This is a genomic window from Streptomyces sp. NPDC047028, assembly GCF_040644095.1.
Lineage (GTDB): Bacteria > Actinomycetota > Actinomycetes > Streptomycetales > Streptomycetaceae > Streptomyces.
Genome location: NZ_JBEYVS010000027.1, coordinates 24,647 through 40,432, shown reverse-complemented (window position 1 = coordinate 40,432; position 15,786 = coordinate 24,647). Strand labels below are relative to the sequence as shown.

The window sequence follows — 15,786 nt, the reverse complement described above, 5'->3', positions numbered from 1 at the left end:
CACCGTCAGCGGACGGCATCCACCGTTTCCGCGCCGACCGTCACCCGCTCCCCGGGCGCGCACCGCAGCAGTCGGGCCCCGTGCCCCCGGCGCCGCGCCTCGGCCAGGAAGTCCCCCACCGGGGAGCGGAACACCGTGTAGTCGTCGTAGTGCACCGGCATCGCCCGCCGGGGGCGCAGCAGGTCGAGCAGGTCGGCGCCCTGCGCCGCGTCCATGGTGACGAGGAGACCGCCCGGCAGGGTCGTGCCGCCCAGGTGCAGGACGGCGAGGTGGATGTCGGGGTACCGTGCGGCGATCTCCGCCAGGCCGTCGTACATCAGCGTGTCGCCGGAGACATAGAGGACCAGCCGCACCTCTCCGGCGCGGTCGCCGAACTCCAGCATGCTTCCCATCACCGGCGGCAGCAGCGCACGCGCCGGATGGGGTGCGTGCCGGCCGGGCAGGCAGGTGACGCGGACCGCGGAGTCCCCGTGCCGCAGGGTGTGGCTCTGCCAGGTGCGCAGACCGGTGGCGTGCCGGAACCCGTACAGGCCCTTCAGCAGGCGTGCGGCGTGGTCAGGAACGGCAGGCCGTGGTCCAGGCCGCGCCTGGCCACCCGGTCGAAGTGGTCGCCGTGCAGATGGGAGAGGACCACGCCGTCGAGGTCGGCGTGCGGCAGCTCCGTCACGGCCAGGGCCGGTTCGGTACGGCGCCGGGACACCAGCCCGTAACCGAGGTGGGCGAACTGCCCGCGGTGCAGGAAGTTCGGATCGGTCAGCAGGGTCAGCCGCCCGTAACGGATCAGCACGGTGGCGTTGCCGATGAACAGCAGCTCCACGGCGCCCTCGGGCGACGTGCGCCCCATGACGGGCTCCACGACGGACTCCATGGCGGGCTCCTTCCGAGCGACCGCGTCCGCGGGGCGGCTCCGTCCTTCCGTCCGGTCCCGGGCCACCGCCCCGTACCGGTGACGCGCGAGTACCCCGCCCCGGGGGAAGCGACTCCGCGCCGGCCCTCGGTCCGTACGGGGAGCGCTTTCCGACCGGCCCGCCCGCCGCTCCGCCGACGGCTACGCTGGTCCCGTCCCGAGAGGAGCGTTCCTTGTCCGACCAGATCTCCGCGCCCCGCCCCACCCTGGAAGCCGTGGCCGAACGCGCGGGCGTCTCGCGGGCGACCGCCTCCCGGGTCGTCAACGGGGGCAGCGGGGTGCGCCAGGTCCTGGTGGAGAAGGTCCGCCGCGCCGTGGAGGAACTCGGCTACGTCCCGAACCAGGCGGCCCGCACCCTGGTGACCCGCCGCACCGGAGCCGTCGCCGTCATCGTCGCGGAACCGGAGACCAAGGTCTTCACCAACCCCTTCTTCGGGCAACAGCTGCTCGGCATCAGCCGCGAGCTGACCGTCCACGACTCCCAGCCGGTGGTGCTGCTGGTGGAGAGCTCCGCCGACTACGACCGCGTCGGCCGCTACCTCGCCGGCGGCCACGTCGACGGGGCCCTGCTGTTCTCCCTGCACGCCGACGACCCGCTGCCCGCCATCACCCGCCGGATCGGCATCCCCACCGTCTTCGGAGGCCGTCCCGGCTGGCCCGGCGCCGACGGCGACGACAGCGTCCTCTACGTCGACTCGGACAACCGGGGCGGCGCCGCCGACGCCGTCCGCCACCTGCTCTCCCTCGGCCGCCGGCGGATCGCGACGATCACCGGCCCACTCGACCAGACGGCCTCCGTGGACCGGCTCGACGGCTACCGCGACGCCCTGCCGGACGCCGACCCGCGGCTCGTCGCCCACAGCGACTTCACCGGCGCGGGCGGCGCCCGGGCGATGACGGAACTCCTGGACCGGGCACCGGAACTGGACGCCGTCTTCGTCGCCTCCGACCTCATGGCCACCGGCGCGCTGCGGGCCCTGCGCGAACACGGCCGCCGCGTCCCCGAAGACGTGGCCGTCGTCGGCTTCGACGACATCGCCTCCGTCGTCGAACTGACGGACCCACCCCTGACGACGGTCCGCCAGGAGATCGAGGAAATGGGCCGCTTGATGGTGCGCCTGCTACTACGCGACCTCCACGCAAAGCACGCGCCCGACCAGCCCCCGTCCCCCCTGATCATCCCGACCCGCCTCATCCAGAGGGCCACAGCCTGACCACGCGGAATGCGGGGACGCGCCCCGAAGGGGCGCGGGGAACTGCGCGCCCAGCCACAACGCACCGGCAGCCGAAATGCGGCCCTACCCGCGGAGCGAACCGCGAAAGTCGACGACAGTCCTCAGCTTCCCGCTGGTAGCGGTCCGCGCAAACCCCTCCCTCGGCACCGCCTCGACGGCGAACTCCAGCAGCCCCTCCGCCTCGGCCGCCGCCAGTTCGGCGACCTCACCGGCGATGACGTCCCGCGCCGCCCGAAGGTCGCCGCCGGCGTACCCCTCGTCCAGCCGGACGGTCAGCCGCTCCCGCCCGGCGCCCGGCGCCACCAGCACCTGCACCTCGCCGTGGTACCCGAGCCGCTCCTCGGCCGCGCGCACGACGCTCCGGTAGTTGACGAAGTACGTCCCGACGCGCACCACATCGCCGTAGCGGCCGAGCAGTTCGATGCGCGGCACATGGCTGCCGCACCCGCAGGGCCCCGCCACGGCCCGGCCCAGGTCGCCGATCTCATAGCGTTCCAGCCGCTGCCCTGCGCGGGCCCGGGAGGTGAACACCAGCCGTCCCGGCTCGCCGTGCGGCACCGGACGGTCCTCGTGCGGATCGAGGATCTCCAGGGTGTGCAGATCGGTCAGCACATGGTGGACCGACCCCGCGGCCTCGGTGCACTGGTAGCCCAGCGGCCCCAGGTCGGTGCTGCCGTACGCGGCGGACCGGATCACCTCCACTCCGAACTCCTCGACCAGCACCCGCCGTTGCTCGCCGGTGAAGTGCTCGCCGCCGTAGAACACCTTGCGGATGCCGCCGTAGCCGCGCAGCCGGTCGCCCTCGGCGTGGAACAGCTGCCACAGGTAGGACGGCATGCCGAAGACGGTGTCGACGGCGTGGGTGACCAGCGCCTCGGCGACCACGGCGTGGTCGGGGCCCGCGGCCATCGGGACCTGGGTGGCGTTCAGCCGCTCCAGGATGGAGAAGAAGCTGATGAAACTGCCGTACATCCCGCCGCAGTAGAAGAGGTTGGCCGCCCGGTCGCGGGCCGGGTCGAATCCGGCGGTGAGGAGCCCGTCGGCGGCGGCGCGCATCTGGTTGTCGTAGTCGTCGCAGCTGAACACCGACAGGGCGGGCGCACCGCTGGAGCCCCCGCTGCGGAAGTACAGGTGGGCGTGGCGGGCCTCCAGCGTGGCGAGGGCACGCTGGACGCCCTCCTTGCCGAGCAGTGGCGCGACCGGCGCCGGGGGCAGCGCGGGCACGCCGATCAGGTCGTCCAGGCAGGCCACCGTACGGAAGCCCGGCTCGGCCGCGCGGACCGTGACCCGGCGGCTGTAGCGCTGCAACGCGTAGACGCCGTCGTGGGGTTCGCCCTCGTAGCCGTCGAGCATGGAGCCGACCGGGGTGACGCGGGTGACGCCGGCCGCGAACAGCGCGCGGGACAGCTCGGCCACGTCCGCCTGGCCGCCGCCCACGGCGGCCGTCTGCAGGTAGCGGCGCATCGGGCGCAGCGTCGCGGTGACCGCGTGCCGGGGGAGCGGCTTGACCCGGACGCTGCGGTGCAGCGGGGAGGCGTCCAGGGCCGGCCGGGTGTCGGCCAGGACCCGCCAGGAGCCGTCGTCGGCGGCGAACACCCGGGTGAGGCCCAGGTGTTGCTCCAGCCGGGCGAGCTGCTCGACGGTGGTGATCTCCGCCTGCTCGGCCGTGCCGGGCACCGGGGCGGGGTGGGCGCCGGACACCTTCGCCAGGCGCTCGGCGAATCGTGCCGCGAGTGTGAGGAGTTCACCGTCCGCACCGGCGTCATCGGTGTCGAGGTACACCACCTGAGGGCTGGAGCAGGCCTGTTGCTCGAAGCGGCACACGTCCTCGGCGAGCGCGTCGAGCACACGGTCGTCGGCCGCGGCCTCCCGGGTCAGATAGGCGAAGGAGATCCGGTGCCCCCACTCGACCACCCGGCAGCCAGGCGGCGCCAGTTCCGTCACGGCGGTCACCGCGTCCTCGCCGCCCCACACGGCGATCGCATCCGCCGCCCCACACAGCGCCTGGAGCCACTCGCGGCGCGCGGACGGGAAGCCGAGGACGACGATCCGTTCGGCGATCAGCCCGGCCGGGTCCGCCGCACCCAGCGCGGCGAGCAGTTCGGCGGCGAGCGCGCTGTCGTTCCGGCTGGTCTTCAGGACGTTGAGGTTCCCCGCCAGCAGGCCCTCCACCACGCTCAGCGGTGCCACGGCGGCCGCGTTGCCGGGGGCGATGTGCACCAGCAGTCCGACGGGGGCCCAGGCCTCGTACACCGTCTCCCGGGCGTCCGGCCGGGTCAGCCGCTCCGGACGCAGGCTCCCCAGCTCGCGGCGAAGCTTGCGCTCCAGGGCCTCGCGGGTGAGCGCGGCGGCCAGCTCGGCCAGGGTGACGGCGGCCTCATCGGCGGGCAGCAGCCCGGCCAGCCGGCCGTACAGGGCGGAGGCGGGGTCGGCCAGGTCACGGCCGACCGCGGCGCAGGCGCCGAGGACCACGTCGGTCGGCAGCGTCCTGCCGAGGACACGTCCGGCCAGCTCCGGCAGCCCGGCGAGCCGCCGGCCGGCCTCGGCGTCGTCGATGAACTCGCCCTGCCACAGGTGGGAGTTGGTCATGACATTCCCTTCATCAGTTCGGCGGCGGCGACCGCGCAGCTGCGGTTGCGGCTCACTCCGGCACGCCCGTGCACGGTGAAGAAGTCGGTGGACAGCGGGCAGGGACACTCCTCGCCCGGGTGCAGCGAGGCGAGGTCGCCCATCACCACGCTGTGCGCCGGCACGGACGTGATGTACGGGCTGACCAGGTGCAGGAAGCCGCGCTCCCCGTACGGCAGCGGGCGCAGCGTGCCCACGTCCCGGACCGCCGCCCGCGACCAGACGGGCACGTGCAGCCGGTGGTGCCCGCACTCGACGTACGGCACGCAGTGCTCGACGGAGCCGAAGGTGTCCCGGATCCGCTCGCCGGGGATGCCGAGCCGGTCGGCGACCTCGGCGTAGAACGTGTCCTTGCCGATCTGGCGGTCGGCGTGGCCCTTCCAGCCGCCGCCGAGGACCACCAGCGAGCCCTCGGGCAGGCTGAGCGGCGGCAGGCCCATGGCCCGCATCCGCTCCAGGGTGAAGTACAGGAAGGCGGGGAAGCCCAGGATGCGCACCGGCACGTCGTCGTCGGCGTACCGCTGGAGGGCCGAGATGCACCCGCGGACGTCGAACTCGTGGCCGCCGCCGGTGTGGCGCAGGGCGTGCGTGGTGTGCCGGGCAGGGGCGAAGTCGCACAGGTAGTTGTCGGTGAACGAGGTGCCGAGCTTCAGCGAGGGCGCCGGTTCGTAGCTGTAGAGCAGGTAGTTGACGGGCCGGTCGGGGGTGATCCAGCCGTAGTGGTCGAAGATCCGGGCCACCATGCGCTGGGCCGAGCGGATGGTCCACTCGTCGAAGAACATCTGGGACTTCTGGCCCGTGGTCCCCGAGGAGGTGAGGTGCAGGAACACCTCGTCGCGGGGCACGGAGAGCACCTCGTGCCGCTTGAAGAAGGCGGCCGGCACCAGGGGGGCGCGCACGTCCGCGCCGACCGTGGGCGCGGGGACCTCGGGCGGGTCCTGGAGCAGGGCGGCGAAGAAGGGGGAGCGAGCGGCGTGCCAGGCGTGCGCCTCGGCCATGGCGGCGGCGAACAGCGCGTCAGCGCCGTCGCCGGTCGCGTACGGCTCGGTCAGGTCGCACAGCCGCTGGACGTGGCCGAGCGCCGCCGGGTCGGGGACCTCGACGGGGGCGAGATGGGGGTTCATCGGGACACCTCGGGAAGGGGCAGATAGGTGGCGGTCCAGGCGCTCAGATAGGCGCCGAGGTACGGCTGGAGGAGCGGGCTGACGGCCGTCGTACGGAAGTCGATCTGACGGCTGGTGCGGGACAGCACCACGTAGTCGTGGAGCCGGTCGCCGATGCGGCGCATCGCCGGGTACACCGCGCTGGGTACGAACCCGGAGGCGAGGAACACCTCCAGGGCGGCGGTGTCGGCCAGCGGCAGCAGCGTCTCGGCGTAGTCCGCGCCGGCCCGGGTGACCGTCGTCATCAGCGCCTCCAGCGCGCCGCTGACCGCCGCCGGACGCGGGTGTACGGCGAGGAGCGCGCAGCTCCCGGCCACGGGATCGAGATCTGCGTACGCCTCGAAATCGCCGTCGGCGGCGACGAGCAGGGCGTTCGGCGTGTGCAGCGGGAAGAAGCGGTCCCCGGCGCCGGGGAAGCGCTCCAGGAAGCGGCGGCGTACGAAGGCGGGCGCGGCGATGAGTTCGATGGGCTCGGCGCCGGTGGCCGAGGGCGCGGGTCCCAAGTGGGCCGGGAGCCGGGCCGTGTCGCCGTAGTCGATGCCCGTCGTGGTGCGGGGACCGGGGCCGCTCGGGGTGCCGGTGCTCGTTCCCGTGTCTGTGCAGGTACCCGTGGACGCGGCGGTCAGCAGCGGCGACAGCCGTTCCGGTACGGCGGCCACGGGTTCCCGCCGCTCCAGCACGCCGTCGGCGTACCGGGCGAACAGGGCGAGCGTCTCGCAGCCGTCGACCTCGACCGCGTTGGGCAGCAGGCCCAGCGGCCGGAAGCCGTTGCGTACGACGACGTGCTGCGGGCCCTCGGTGACGACGCGGACGGTGGCGTAGACCGAGTCGAGCCGGCCGCCGGCGAAGGCCTCCTCGCAGACCGCGCCGGTCAGCCGGGACGCCAGCCCGCCGCCGCGCCGGCCGGGGTGCACGGCGAGCCCGACGAGTTTGCCGATGCGGCTGCCCGGTTCGGTCTGCACGACCGCCGAACCGGCCAGGGCGCCCTCGGCGGTGCGGGCGAGGAGCCAGTGCGCGGTGCCGTCGGTCATCAGCCGCCGCATCACCGCCGGATCGCTGCCCAGCGGCACCGGATAGCGGTGCCCGTACACCTCGAAGTACAACTGCCGCAGTTCCGCGATGTCCTGGACGCTCGCGGGGGAGAGGAACACGTCCGCGCTCACGCCGTCGCTCCCGAGGGTGCTGCCGTAAGCGCGGGCTGGTCGCGAACGGCGGCCCGGCCGCCCAGCCACCACAGGGCCAGCGCCACCGGCACCAGTCCTGCGCCCTGCACCAGACAGAGCGTGCGGGCCGACAACTGGTCGCCGAGCGCGCCGAAGAGGAGGGAGGAGACGGGGAACGTGGCACCCAGCAGCGCCTGCATGACCGCGAAGAAGCCCGGTTTGTCGGCGGCGGGCACCAGCCGCTGGAACAGCGCGACGAACCGGACGCCGATGACCCCGACGCACCAGCCGGTCACGGCGAGCGAACCGAGCGCCACCGCATGGCCGGTGACCAGTCCGGGCAGGCCCAGGGCCGCGCCCATCACCAGCAGGCAGACGCTCCCGACGGTGACCGGCCGTCCGGGCAGCCGGCCGCCGGTGAACGAGCCGACCAGTGTGCCCGCGCCGAGCGCAGCCTCCAGCGAGGCGACGGTCGAGCCGGTGGAGTGCAGGACGCCACGGGTGTAGAGCGGCATCACGACGTAGACGGCGGTGGTGAAGACGTTGGCGGCGGCGAAGCACATCAACACGCGCCGAATGAAAGGCAGTTCAGCCAGAATGCGACGCAACGGACGTCGTGCAGGGTCTGCCTGGGTCGGGTCCACTTGGGCCGGGTCGGCGTCGGCCGGGGCCTGGTCCGTCACTCCTGCCGCCCCGGTCGCGGCCGGGCACGTCACCGCGGCGCGCGGGAAGCGGGCCGAGACGACGAGCAGCGCGGCGAGCAGATACCCGGCCGCGCAGCCGGTGACGACACCGCTCAGTCCTCCGGCGTCGACCGCGAGGGGGCCGAGCAGCCCGCCGGCGAGACCGGCGACCGACTGGGTGGACAGCTCGAAGCCGGTGGCCGACTCGATGTCGGCGTCCTCGACCAGCTCCGGAACCGACGTCGTCAGACAGGGGTCGAACACCGCCTGGCAGGCGGCCAGCGCGAGCCCCACGCCGTAGGTGACGGCCATCGGCAGGGTCCCGGCGTACGTCCAGAGGGCCGCCGCCCCGGCCACCGCGCCCGCTCCGGCCGCCGCGCAGGCCAGCACCGCGCGGTGCGGGCGGCGTTCGACGATCCGGGCCACCACGGGCGCCATCGCGACCGCGGGCAGCGTGCTCAGCATGAGGAACAGGCCCGAGTCGAGCCCGCGGTGCGCGCCCCCGGCGAAGCCCACGAGCCACCAGACCGCGCCGACCTGGAACATCCGGCTCGCCGCCTGGGTGAGCAACTGCCCCGCCCAGACCCGTCCGAAGGACGGGTTGCGCAGCACCAGAGGCAGTCGCCTTGGACGGGAGGCCGGCGTCCCGCTCACGAGTGCGGCCGTTCGTCGACGACGCGGATGAGCTTGCCGGTACGGGAGTTGACCGAGAGGTCCTGGTGCCGCACCCATTCGACGGTGAGCGGGTTCACATGGCCGGCGGCCGTGGCGCTCGCGTACAGCGGCCGCTGGGCGAGCACCGCGGCCACCACGGCGTCCCCCAACGCGGCCCGGCCGGGGCCGGGTTCACCGGCCGCGAGCCGCAGGGTCAGGCCGTCCCGGCCGTAGAGCCGGCGCACGACGAGCTGCAGCCCGGTCACGTCACCGGCGGTGTCCACGGCGGTGACGATGTCGTGGACGTCCTGGGTGTAGAGGGAGACGGGGCCGACCCGGACGCCTTCCTCGGCGCGTCCGAGGATGCGGAAGACGCCCGCGTCCCGGTCCACCCACTCGGCCCGGTCGCCTGCCGGGTAGCGGATGACGGGCATGAGCCGCCGGCGGAGGTCGGTCACGACGAGCCGCCCCGGGACCCCGTCCTCCTCGACGGACCGGTCGGTGTCGTCGCAGAGTATCTCCACCACCGTGTGCGGCGTGAACGCGCGGTGCACCCGCGGGTCGCCACCGGGCACGGCCTCACCGAGCAGGCCCGCGTCCACGCTCGCGTAGCCGAGCGAACGTGCCTCGGCGTTCGGGAACGCGGCTTTCAGCAGCGGCAGTTGGTCGCCGAACAGGCACTCGCCGCCGAAGAACAGCAGCTCCACGTCCGGCAGTGTCCGGTCGGCGGAGGTCAGGCGCTCGGCGAGCGCGCACAGCGTGGTCGGGGTGCCGGCGACGACCTCGGCCCGGAACTCCTCCAGCGTCGCGGCGGTGGATTCCCAGGGTGCCGCACCGCCGATCGGCAGGCGCACATTGGCCACCGGTGACCGGTGCAGCGAGTCGAGGACGAAGCTGAAACTGGCGTACAGGTCACCGGCGTAGAACAGATCGGCCACGCGGTGGCCGGGACGCAGCCCCGCGGCGACGAGCCCGGCTCCGAACGCGGCGGTGAATTCACGCCATTCCGTGCGAGTGTAATACGAGAACTTCGGAGCCCCGGTGGTGCCGCCGCTGCGGAAGACGACGGCCTCGTGCAGCGGAGCGGTCAGAAGGGTGTTGTCACGCGGTGAATTGGCCCGCCAGAACTCCGTCTGCGGAACCAGCGGGAGGTCTGCCAGGTGCGTCACCTCCTCAGGTAGACGCGCGTAGAGCTGACGGTAGAAAGGCGAGTTGGCGCGTACGAAGCGTATGAGCTCCGTAAATGGTTGAACGGGCATCAATTCCTGCTCGAAGGCGTGGAGTGTCGGCGCGGGAATGGGCCGACGGGGGTGAGAGGCGGTTACACGGAAGCGCCCCGGGCGGGCGGGCTTCCGGACCAGAAGAATATCTCACCATTCGGGACGGAGTTGCGCCAACTCGGTGTGTCGGTAAGGCGCTTCGGCCCGGGATGGGCTGTAATGCCTTCGGGTTCCCCGGAAAGGAGAGACGGTGCTCACATTTGTGCCCTTGTATAAGCGTTACTTGAATAACCCTCAAGTGGCTTTTATGTGACGGAGGTCGGGAGGGCGGTTCGGCGGACCCTGTTGACGTGAGCACGCCCGCTGGCTACGTTGCGACCGTACTCGAGCCGATCCGGTACGGCTGCTCCACCCGCGCGATGGACAACGTTGTCATGCACAGCCTCCGTGCCCTGTCACGCCCGCTCGGAGACAACGTTGTCGGCAGTCCTCGCCGCCCCGTGTCGCAGCCGCAGCCGCGGCCCAGGCAACCCAGGCCCCTCGACGCACGAATGACCTCAGGAGGCGGATCGCGATGCCCCACCCCCTTCGCACGGCCCTGGGCGCCGCCGCCGGCGCCCTCCTGCTCGGCGCGTACGCGTCAGCCGCCCCGGCCGCCTGGGCGGCGCCCGAGAGACCGGCCCGGCTCGTCACCTCCCCGGCCGACCTGGTCAACCCCTTCCTCGGCACGTCCAACGACGCCAACGACTTCCCCGGCGCGGACGTGCCCTTCGGCATGGTGCAGTGGAGCCCGGACACCTCGTCGCGGCCGCCCGGCGGCGGCTACGAGTACAAGGACTCCTCGATCACCGGATTCAGCCTCACCCACCTCGCCGGGCCGGGCTGCGGCGCCGCCGGTGACGTTCCCGTGCTGCCGACGGTGGGCGGCGTGAACAACACGGCGACGGACTCCTTCTCGCATGCGAACGAGTCCGCCACGGCCGGCTCCTACAAGGTCGCCCTCGACAACAAGGTGACCACCGAACTCACCGCGACCACGCACAGCGGCATGGCCCGCTTCACCTTCCCCTCGACCACCCGGGCCAACCTGCTGTTCAAGCTGACGGGCAGCCAGAACGGCGGTTCCGGCACCCAGTTCGACGTCGTCTCCGACACGGAGGTCAGCGGCCGGGTCACCAGCGGGCGGTTCTGCGGCGCCGGCAACACCTACACCGTCTACTTCGACATGGTCTTCGACCGGCCCTTCGCCTCCAGCGGCACCACCCTCGCGGACGCGACGCCGCTGCGCCGGCCGGCCACCGACCTGGCCGGAAAGAACGCCGCCGACCAGCCGAACAAGCCCCGCCTGCACGGCTCGATGCCGAAACACGCGGCCGGCGCGGCGCCCAGTCACGCGTCCCGCACGGCGGCGGCCGACTCCGCCGCCGCGTCGAACGCCCACGTCACCTTCGACACGAGCGGCAACCCGGTCGTCCAGGCCAAGGTCGGCATCTCCTACGTCTCCGTGGCGAACGCGACGGCCAACCGCACCGCCGAGAACCCCGGCTGGAACTTCGCGGACGTCCGCGACGAGGCTCACGCGGCCTGGAACACCGCGCTCGGCAAGGTACGGATCGCCGGCGGCACGGCGGACCAGCAGACCCTGTTCTACACGTCGCTCTACCACTCGCTGCTGCACCCGAACGTCATCAGTGACACCAACGGCCAGTACTACGGCTTCGACGGCCGCACCCACACCGTGGACGCGGGCCACCACGCCGCCTACGCCAACTACTCCGGCTGGGACATCTACCGCTCCCAGGCCCAACTCGAAGCGCTCGTCAGCCCACAGGTCGCCTCCGACACCGCCCAGTCGATGACGGACGATTACACCCAGACCGGCATCTTCCCCAAGTGGTCCGAGTACAACGGCGAGTCCTACGTCATGGTCGGCGACCCGGCTGCTTCGATCGTCGCCGACTACTACGCCTTCGGCGCACGGGACTTCGACACCTCCAAGGCCCTGTCCGGCCTGCTGAAGCAGGCCAGCACCACCAACAACGACCGCCCCGGCCTCAACTACCTGGACAACCCGGGCTACATGCCGCACAACGGCAGCTACGGCTGCTGCAACTTCTACGGCCCGGTCGCCACGACCCTGGAGTACAACACCGCCGACTTCGCCCTCTCCGCCTTCGCCGGCGCACTCGGCGACACCGGCAGCCAACGCACGTACGCCCACCGGGCCCAGGACTGGCGCAACGTCCTCAACCCCGCTTCCGGCTTCGTCCAGCCCCGCAACGCCGACGGCAGCTGGACCGGCGGATTCGACCCCACCAGCGGCACCGACATGGTGGAGGCCGACGCCTGGATCTACACGGGCATGGTGCCGTTCGACGTGGCCGGGCTCGCCACCGCCAAGGGCGGCGACGACGCGATGGCCGACTACCTCGACACCGTGCTGCGCAGCTACACCGGCGACCGCGGCTACGCCTGGGTCGGCAACGAGCCCAGCATCGAACTTCCCTGGGAGTACGACTACATCGGCCGCCCCTACCAGACCCAGGCGGCCGTCCGCTCGATCCAGGACCACATCTGGTCGAACACCCCGGCCGGCCTCGCCGACGGCAACGACGACCTGGGCGCGATGAGTTCCTGGTACGTCTGGTCCGCCCTGGGCATGTACCCGATGACCCCCGGCACCGCCGACCTCGCCCTCGGCTCACCCCTCTTCCCGCAGGCGGTCATCACCCTCCCCTCCGGCAAGACACTGACGATCAACGGCGACGGCGCCGCCGACAACGCCCCCTACGTCCAGTCCGCCACGTTCGACGGCTCCGCCTGGAACAACGCCTACGCCCCCACCACCGCGATCACCTCCGGCGGCACCCTCGGCTTCACCCTCGGCACCAGCCCCGACACCACCTGGGCCACCGCGGCCTCCGCCGCCCCGCCCTCCTACCCCGGTGACACCTCCGCCCCGGCCAAACCCCGCATCGGCCCGGTCACGGCCGGCGTGAACTCCGCCCTGTGCGTCGACGACGCCGACTCCGCCACCGCCGACCACACCGCGATCCGCCTCTGGGGCTGCAACGGCACCTACGCCCAGGACTGGACGATCGCCGCCGACGGCACCCTGCGCACCCTCGGCAAGTGCCTCGACGTCTCCAACAGCGGCACCACCAACGGCACCCTCGTGCAGCTCTACACCTGCAACGGCACCGGCGCCCAGCAATGGACAGCCGCCTCCGACGGCTCCCTCCACAACCCCCACTCCGGCCTCTGCCTGGACGACCCCCAGTCCACCACCACGGAGGGAACCCGCCTCCAGCTCTACACCTGCAACGGCACAGCAGCCCAACACTGGACCTTGCCACCGGCCTGACACCGGCAATAGCGACGGGCTCGCTCACATCACCCCGGGTGACGTGAGCGAGCCCGTTCGCGCCGGCCGAGCTAGTCCTCCAGCCGGACCGGCATCAGCAGGGAGAAGGTTTTCTCGTCGTCGGGGCGGCGGATGGCGAGGGGGGCCGTGGGGGCGCCCAGTTCGAGGATCAGTTCGTCGCGGGACGCGGCGGTGAGGGCGTCCAGGAGGAAGTCGCGGTTCACGCCGATGGCGTCCTCGGTGTCGGCCGCGTCCGCCTGGACCGTGACGGTGCCGTCGTCCGTGACGCCGAGCACACTGACGTCGTAGGACACGCCGTCCTGCTCACGGGTCTCGGAGCCACGGACCGGTCCGGTCACCAGTGCCTCGCGGAAGGCCGCCGTGTCGACGCGGGCCCGGCGGCCCTCCGGCAGCTGGACCAGGCGCCGGTAGTCGGGGAAGTCGTGGTCGAGGCGCTGCCCGGCCGTCTCGCGGTCACCGGACTTCAGCAAGACGCGGTCTCCGTCGACGGTGAGCCGGGCCGGCTCCTCGCCGTGCAGCAGCGCCCGCATCGCGTCGGCGAGGGGCAGCGGTACGACGGCCCGCACCCGGGGTCCGTCGTGCCCGGTGGCGGGGGCCTGGGCGACAGCCAGGCGGTAGCGGTCGGTGGCCACCACGGTCAGGCTCTCGCCGTCGATGTCGAACAGGATGCCACCGAGCGTGGGCAGTTCCGGATCGGTACTGGCCGCGAAGCGCACGGCCTCCAGCGCGGCGACCAACTCCCCGGCGGGGACCGCGAGCCGGGCGGTGGCGGTGAGGGGCGACGTCATGGGGTTCTCCCTGTGGTCGAGTAGGGCTCGGAGTGCGGAGAACTCGACGCGGGCATCGGTCAGGCCCCGTTCGAGACGGCGCAGGTGCGCCTTGAGGAGCCCGCGCACCAGGTCCGTGTCCGGCCCGGCCCAGCCGGCCAGCACCAGCCGGATGTCCGCCAGGGGCATGCCGGCCCGGCGCAGGCGGGCCAGCACCCGTGCCTCGTCCAGCTGCCCCGGCTCGTACCAGCGGTAGCCGCTGACCGGGTCCACCCAGGCGGGGACCAGCACGCCGGCCCGGTCGTAGAACCGCAGCGCGCTCACGCCCAGTCCGCTGTCCCGGGCCATCTCCCCGATACTGCGCATCTCGCTCTCCACACCCGGGACTCTGAGCCCTCGACAAGGTCGAGGGTCAACCACACCGTCACTTCCCCGGTGTGCCGCCGGTCTCCCGCTGACCCGAACCGTAGTAGGCCAGGCGGATCACGTCGGGTTTCACCGTGACGACGGCCTGCGGGGCCGGCGGACGGGACGCCAGTTCCAGCCGGGGCCACGTCCGCAGCACCGTCGCGAGGATGATCTGGAGCTCGGACCAGGCGAAGTTCTCCCCGATGCATTTACGGCGGCCGTCGCCGAAGGCGAGGAACGAGCCACGGGTGGCGCCCGCGCGTTCGGGGCTCCAGCGGTCCGGGTCGAAGACCTCCGGTTCGGGGAAGTACGCCGGGTCGTGCTGGTGCAGATAGGGGCTCCAGACGACGTCGGCGCCCCGCGGGATCCGGTGGCCGCCCAGGTCGACGTCCTCCGTCGCGGTGCGGGTGACCATCCAGGCCGGCCCGTACTTGCGTATCGCCTCCTGGAGGACCTGTCTGGCGTACGGCATCTTCTCCAGGTCCTCGTACCGCACCGGCCGCTCGGCGCAGACCGAGTCGAGTTCCGCGCGGAGCCGCCGCTCGATGCCGGGGTGCCGGGTGATCTCGTAGAGCGTCCAGGCCAGGGTGGTGCCGGTCGTCTCGATGGCGCCGGTGAGCAGTGTGATGGCCTCGTCCTGCAACTGCTGCCGCGACAAGGGGTCGGCGGCCGTCAGCAGCGTGGCGAACAGTCCTTCCTGTTCCTGGTCCTGTTCCTGCGCCGCTTTCGCGTGCGGGCAGCCCAGTTCCTGCGGTGAACCGGCGTCCAGCGTGCCGCTGCGGTGATCGATGGCCTGGTCGATGAGATTGCGCAGCCGTGCGACCCGCTCCGCGTGGGCGCGGTTGGCCGGCAGCGGGAGGCGGGTGATCCACGACGGCAGGACCGTCTGCCGAATGGTCCCCTTCATGATGGCCGGCATGAGTGCCGTGAAGTCGCCCTGGAGGTTCTCGGGCAGGTCGGTGCCGAAGAGGGCGACCAGGAAGGCGGCGAGCGTGATGTCGTTCATGTCGGCGTACACGTCTCGGGCCTCGCCCTCCTTCCAGGAGGCGACGAGGGATCCCACCCGGTCGATCATGGCGGCGCCGCGCCGGGCGATGTGCGCCTTGTTGAACATGGGCTGCATCTGGCGGCGGTTGCGCATGTGGGTGTCGCCGTCGGCGACGGTGGCGAGCCCGTCGCCGAAGAACACCCGCAGCGCGTCGATGATCTTGCCGCCCTTGGCGAAGTGCGCCGCGTCGGTCACGAGGACGCGCCGGGTGAGCGCCGGGTCGGTGACCACGTAGGCGGGGGTGGTGCCGATTCCGATGCGGACAACGCTGCCGTGGCGGCGCAGCGAGGTGATGAAGGGGAGGGGGGAACGGGCCAGCAGGTGCGCGTGCCCGAGGAGGGGGAGGCCACCGGGCGCGGACGGCGTGGGGGTGAACGTGGACGAGGCGGTCACGGCGCTTCGCGCTCCTCATGTGGGGTGACGATGCGGCCGATGCATGCCCAAGATCACCTACCGTGATACCCGGTCGCACCGAGTCCTGCGTCACACACCGCCCTACGGCCGTCCGGCCCGGTGTCACACGCC

At 72.4% G+C, this 15,786-nt stretch carries 9 protein-coding genes and 1 pseudogene; 2 read left to right on the top strand and 8 right to left on the bottom strand.

Going from position 1 to position 15,786, the window contains the following annotated elements:
• Nucleotides 1-5: 5 nt before the first annotated feature.
• Nucleotides 6-844 (bottom strand): annotated as a pseudogene (locus tag ABZ854_RS23515) (MBL fold metallo-hydrolase).
• Between the two features lie 236 nt (nucleotides 845-1,080).
• Between ABZ854_RS23515 and ABZ854_RS23510 the strand changes: the two are divergent.
• Nucleotides 1,081-2,121 carry a LacI family DNA-binding transcriptional regulator gene (locus tag ABZ854_RS23510; RefSeq protein WP_361214079.1) on the top strand — a complete coding sequence of 347 codons (1,041 nt, stop codon included), beginning with the start codon at nucleotides 1,081-1,083 and terminating at the stop codon, nucleotides 2,119-2,121.
• A gap of 84 nt (nucleotides 2,122-2,205) precedes the next feature.
• Here ABZ854_RS23510 and ABZ854_RS23505 read toward each other — a convergent pair whose 3' ends face one another.
• The 5 genes from ABZ854_RS23505 to ABZ854_RS23485 are packed head-to-tail and all read right to left on the bottom strand — an operon-like array spanning nucleotide 2,206 to nucleotide 9,692.
• Nucleotides 2,206-4,731: an acyl-CoA reductase gene (locus ABZ854_RS23505; protein ID WP_361214077.1), complete on the bottom strand. Its 2,526-nt coding sequence runs from the start codon at nucleotides 4,729-4,731 to the stop codon at nucleotides 2,206-2,208.
• Nucleotides 4,728-5,894 (bottom strand): acyl-protein synthase, encoded by a 1,167-nt coding sequence (locus ABZ854_RS23500; RefSeq protein ID WP_361214075.1) that lies wholly within the window; start codon nucleotides 5,892-5,894, stop codon nucleotides 4,728-4,730. The genes ABZ854_RS23505 and ABZ854_RS23500 overlap by 4 nt, the downstream gene beginning before the upstream one ends.
• Nucleotides 5,891-7,096 carry a GNAT family N-acetyltransferase gene (locus ABZ854_RS23495; protein WP_361214073.1) on the bottom strand — a complete coding sequence of 402 codons (1,206 nt, stop codon included), beginning with the start codon at nucleotides 7,094-7,096 and terminating at the stop codon, nucleotides 5,891-5,893. Before ABZ854_RS23495 ends, ABZ854_RS23500 begins: the two co-directional genes overlap by 4 nt.
• A complete protein-coding gene (locus ABZ854_RS23490) occupies nucleotides 7,093-8,391 on the bottom strand; it encodes an MFS transporter (protein ID WP_361214071.1) in 1,299 nt (432 codons plus the stop codon). Before ABZ854_RS23490 ends, ABZ854_RS23495 begins: the two co-directional genes overlap by 4 nt.
• 38 nt (nucleotides 8,392-8,429) lie before the next feature.
• Nucleotides 8,430-9,692: a phenylacetate--CoA ligase family protein gene (locus ABZ854_RS23485; protein ID WP_361214069.1), complete on the bottom strand. Its 1,263-nt coding sequence runs from the start codon at nucleotides 9,690-9,692 to the stop codon at nucleotides 8,430-8,432.
• A 535-nt stretch (nucleotides 9,693-10,227) separates the two neighbouring features.
• Between ABZ854_RS23485 and ABZ854_RS23480 the strand changes: the two genes are divergently transcribed.
• Nucleotides 10,228-13,017 carry a lectin gene (locus ABZ854_RS23480; RefSeq protein ID WP_361214067.1) on the top strand — a complete coding sequence of 930 codons (2,790 nt, stop codon included), beginning with the start codon at nucleotides 10,228-10,230 and terminating at the stop codon, nucleotides 13,015-13,017.
• Between the two features lie 71 nt (nucleotides 13,018-13,088).
• On the opposite strand, the gene ABZ854_RS23475 is transcribed toward ABZ854_RS23480, so the two are convergent.
• Nucleotides 13,089-14,171, bottom strand: coding sequence for a MerR family transcriptional regulator (locus tag ABZ854_RS23475; protein WP_361214065.1), 1,083 nt, complete (start codon nucleotides 14,169-14,171; stop codon nucleotides 13,089-13,091).
• 58 nt (nucleotides 14,172-14,229) lie between these two features.
• Complete coding sequence (locus ABZ854_RS23470) at nucleotides 14,230-15,654, bottom strand: cytochrome P450 (RefSeq protein ID WP_361214063.1); 1,425 nt, start codon at nucleotides 15,652-15,654, stop codon at nucleotides 14,230-14,232.
• Nucleotides 15,655-15,786 lie beyond the last annotated feature (132 nt).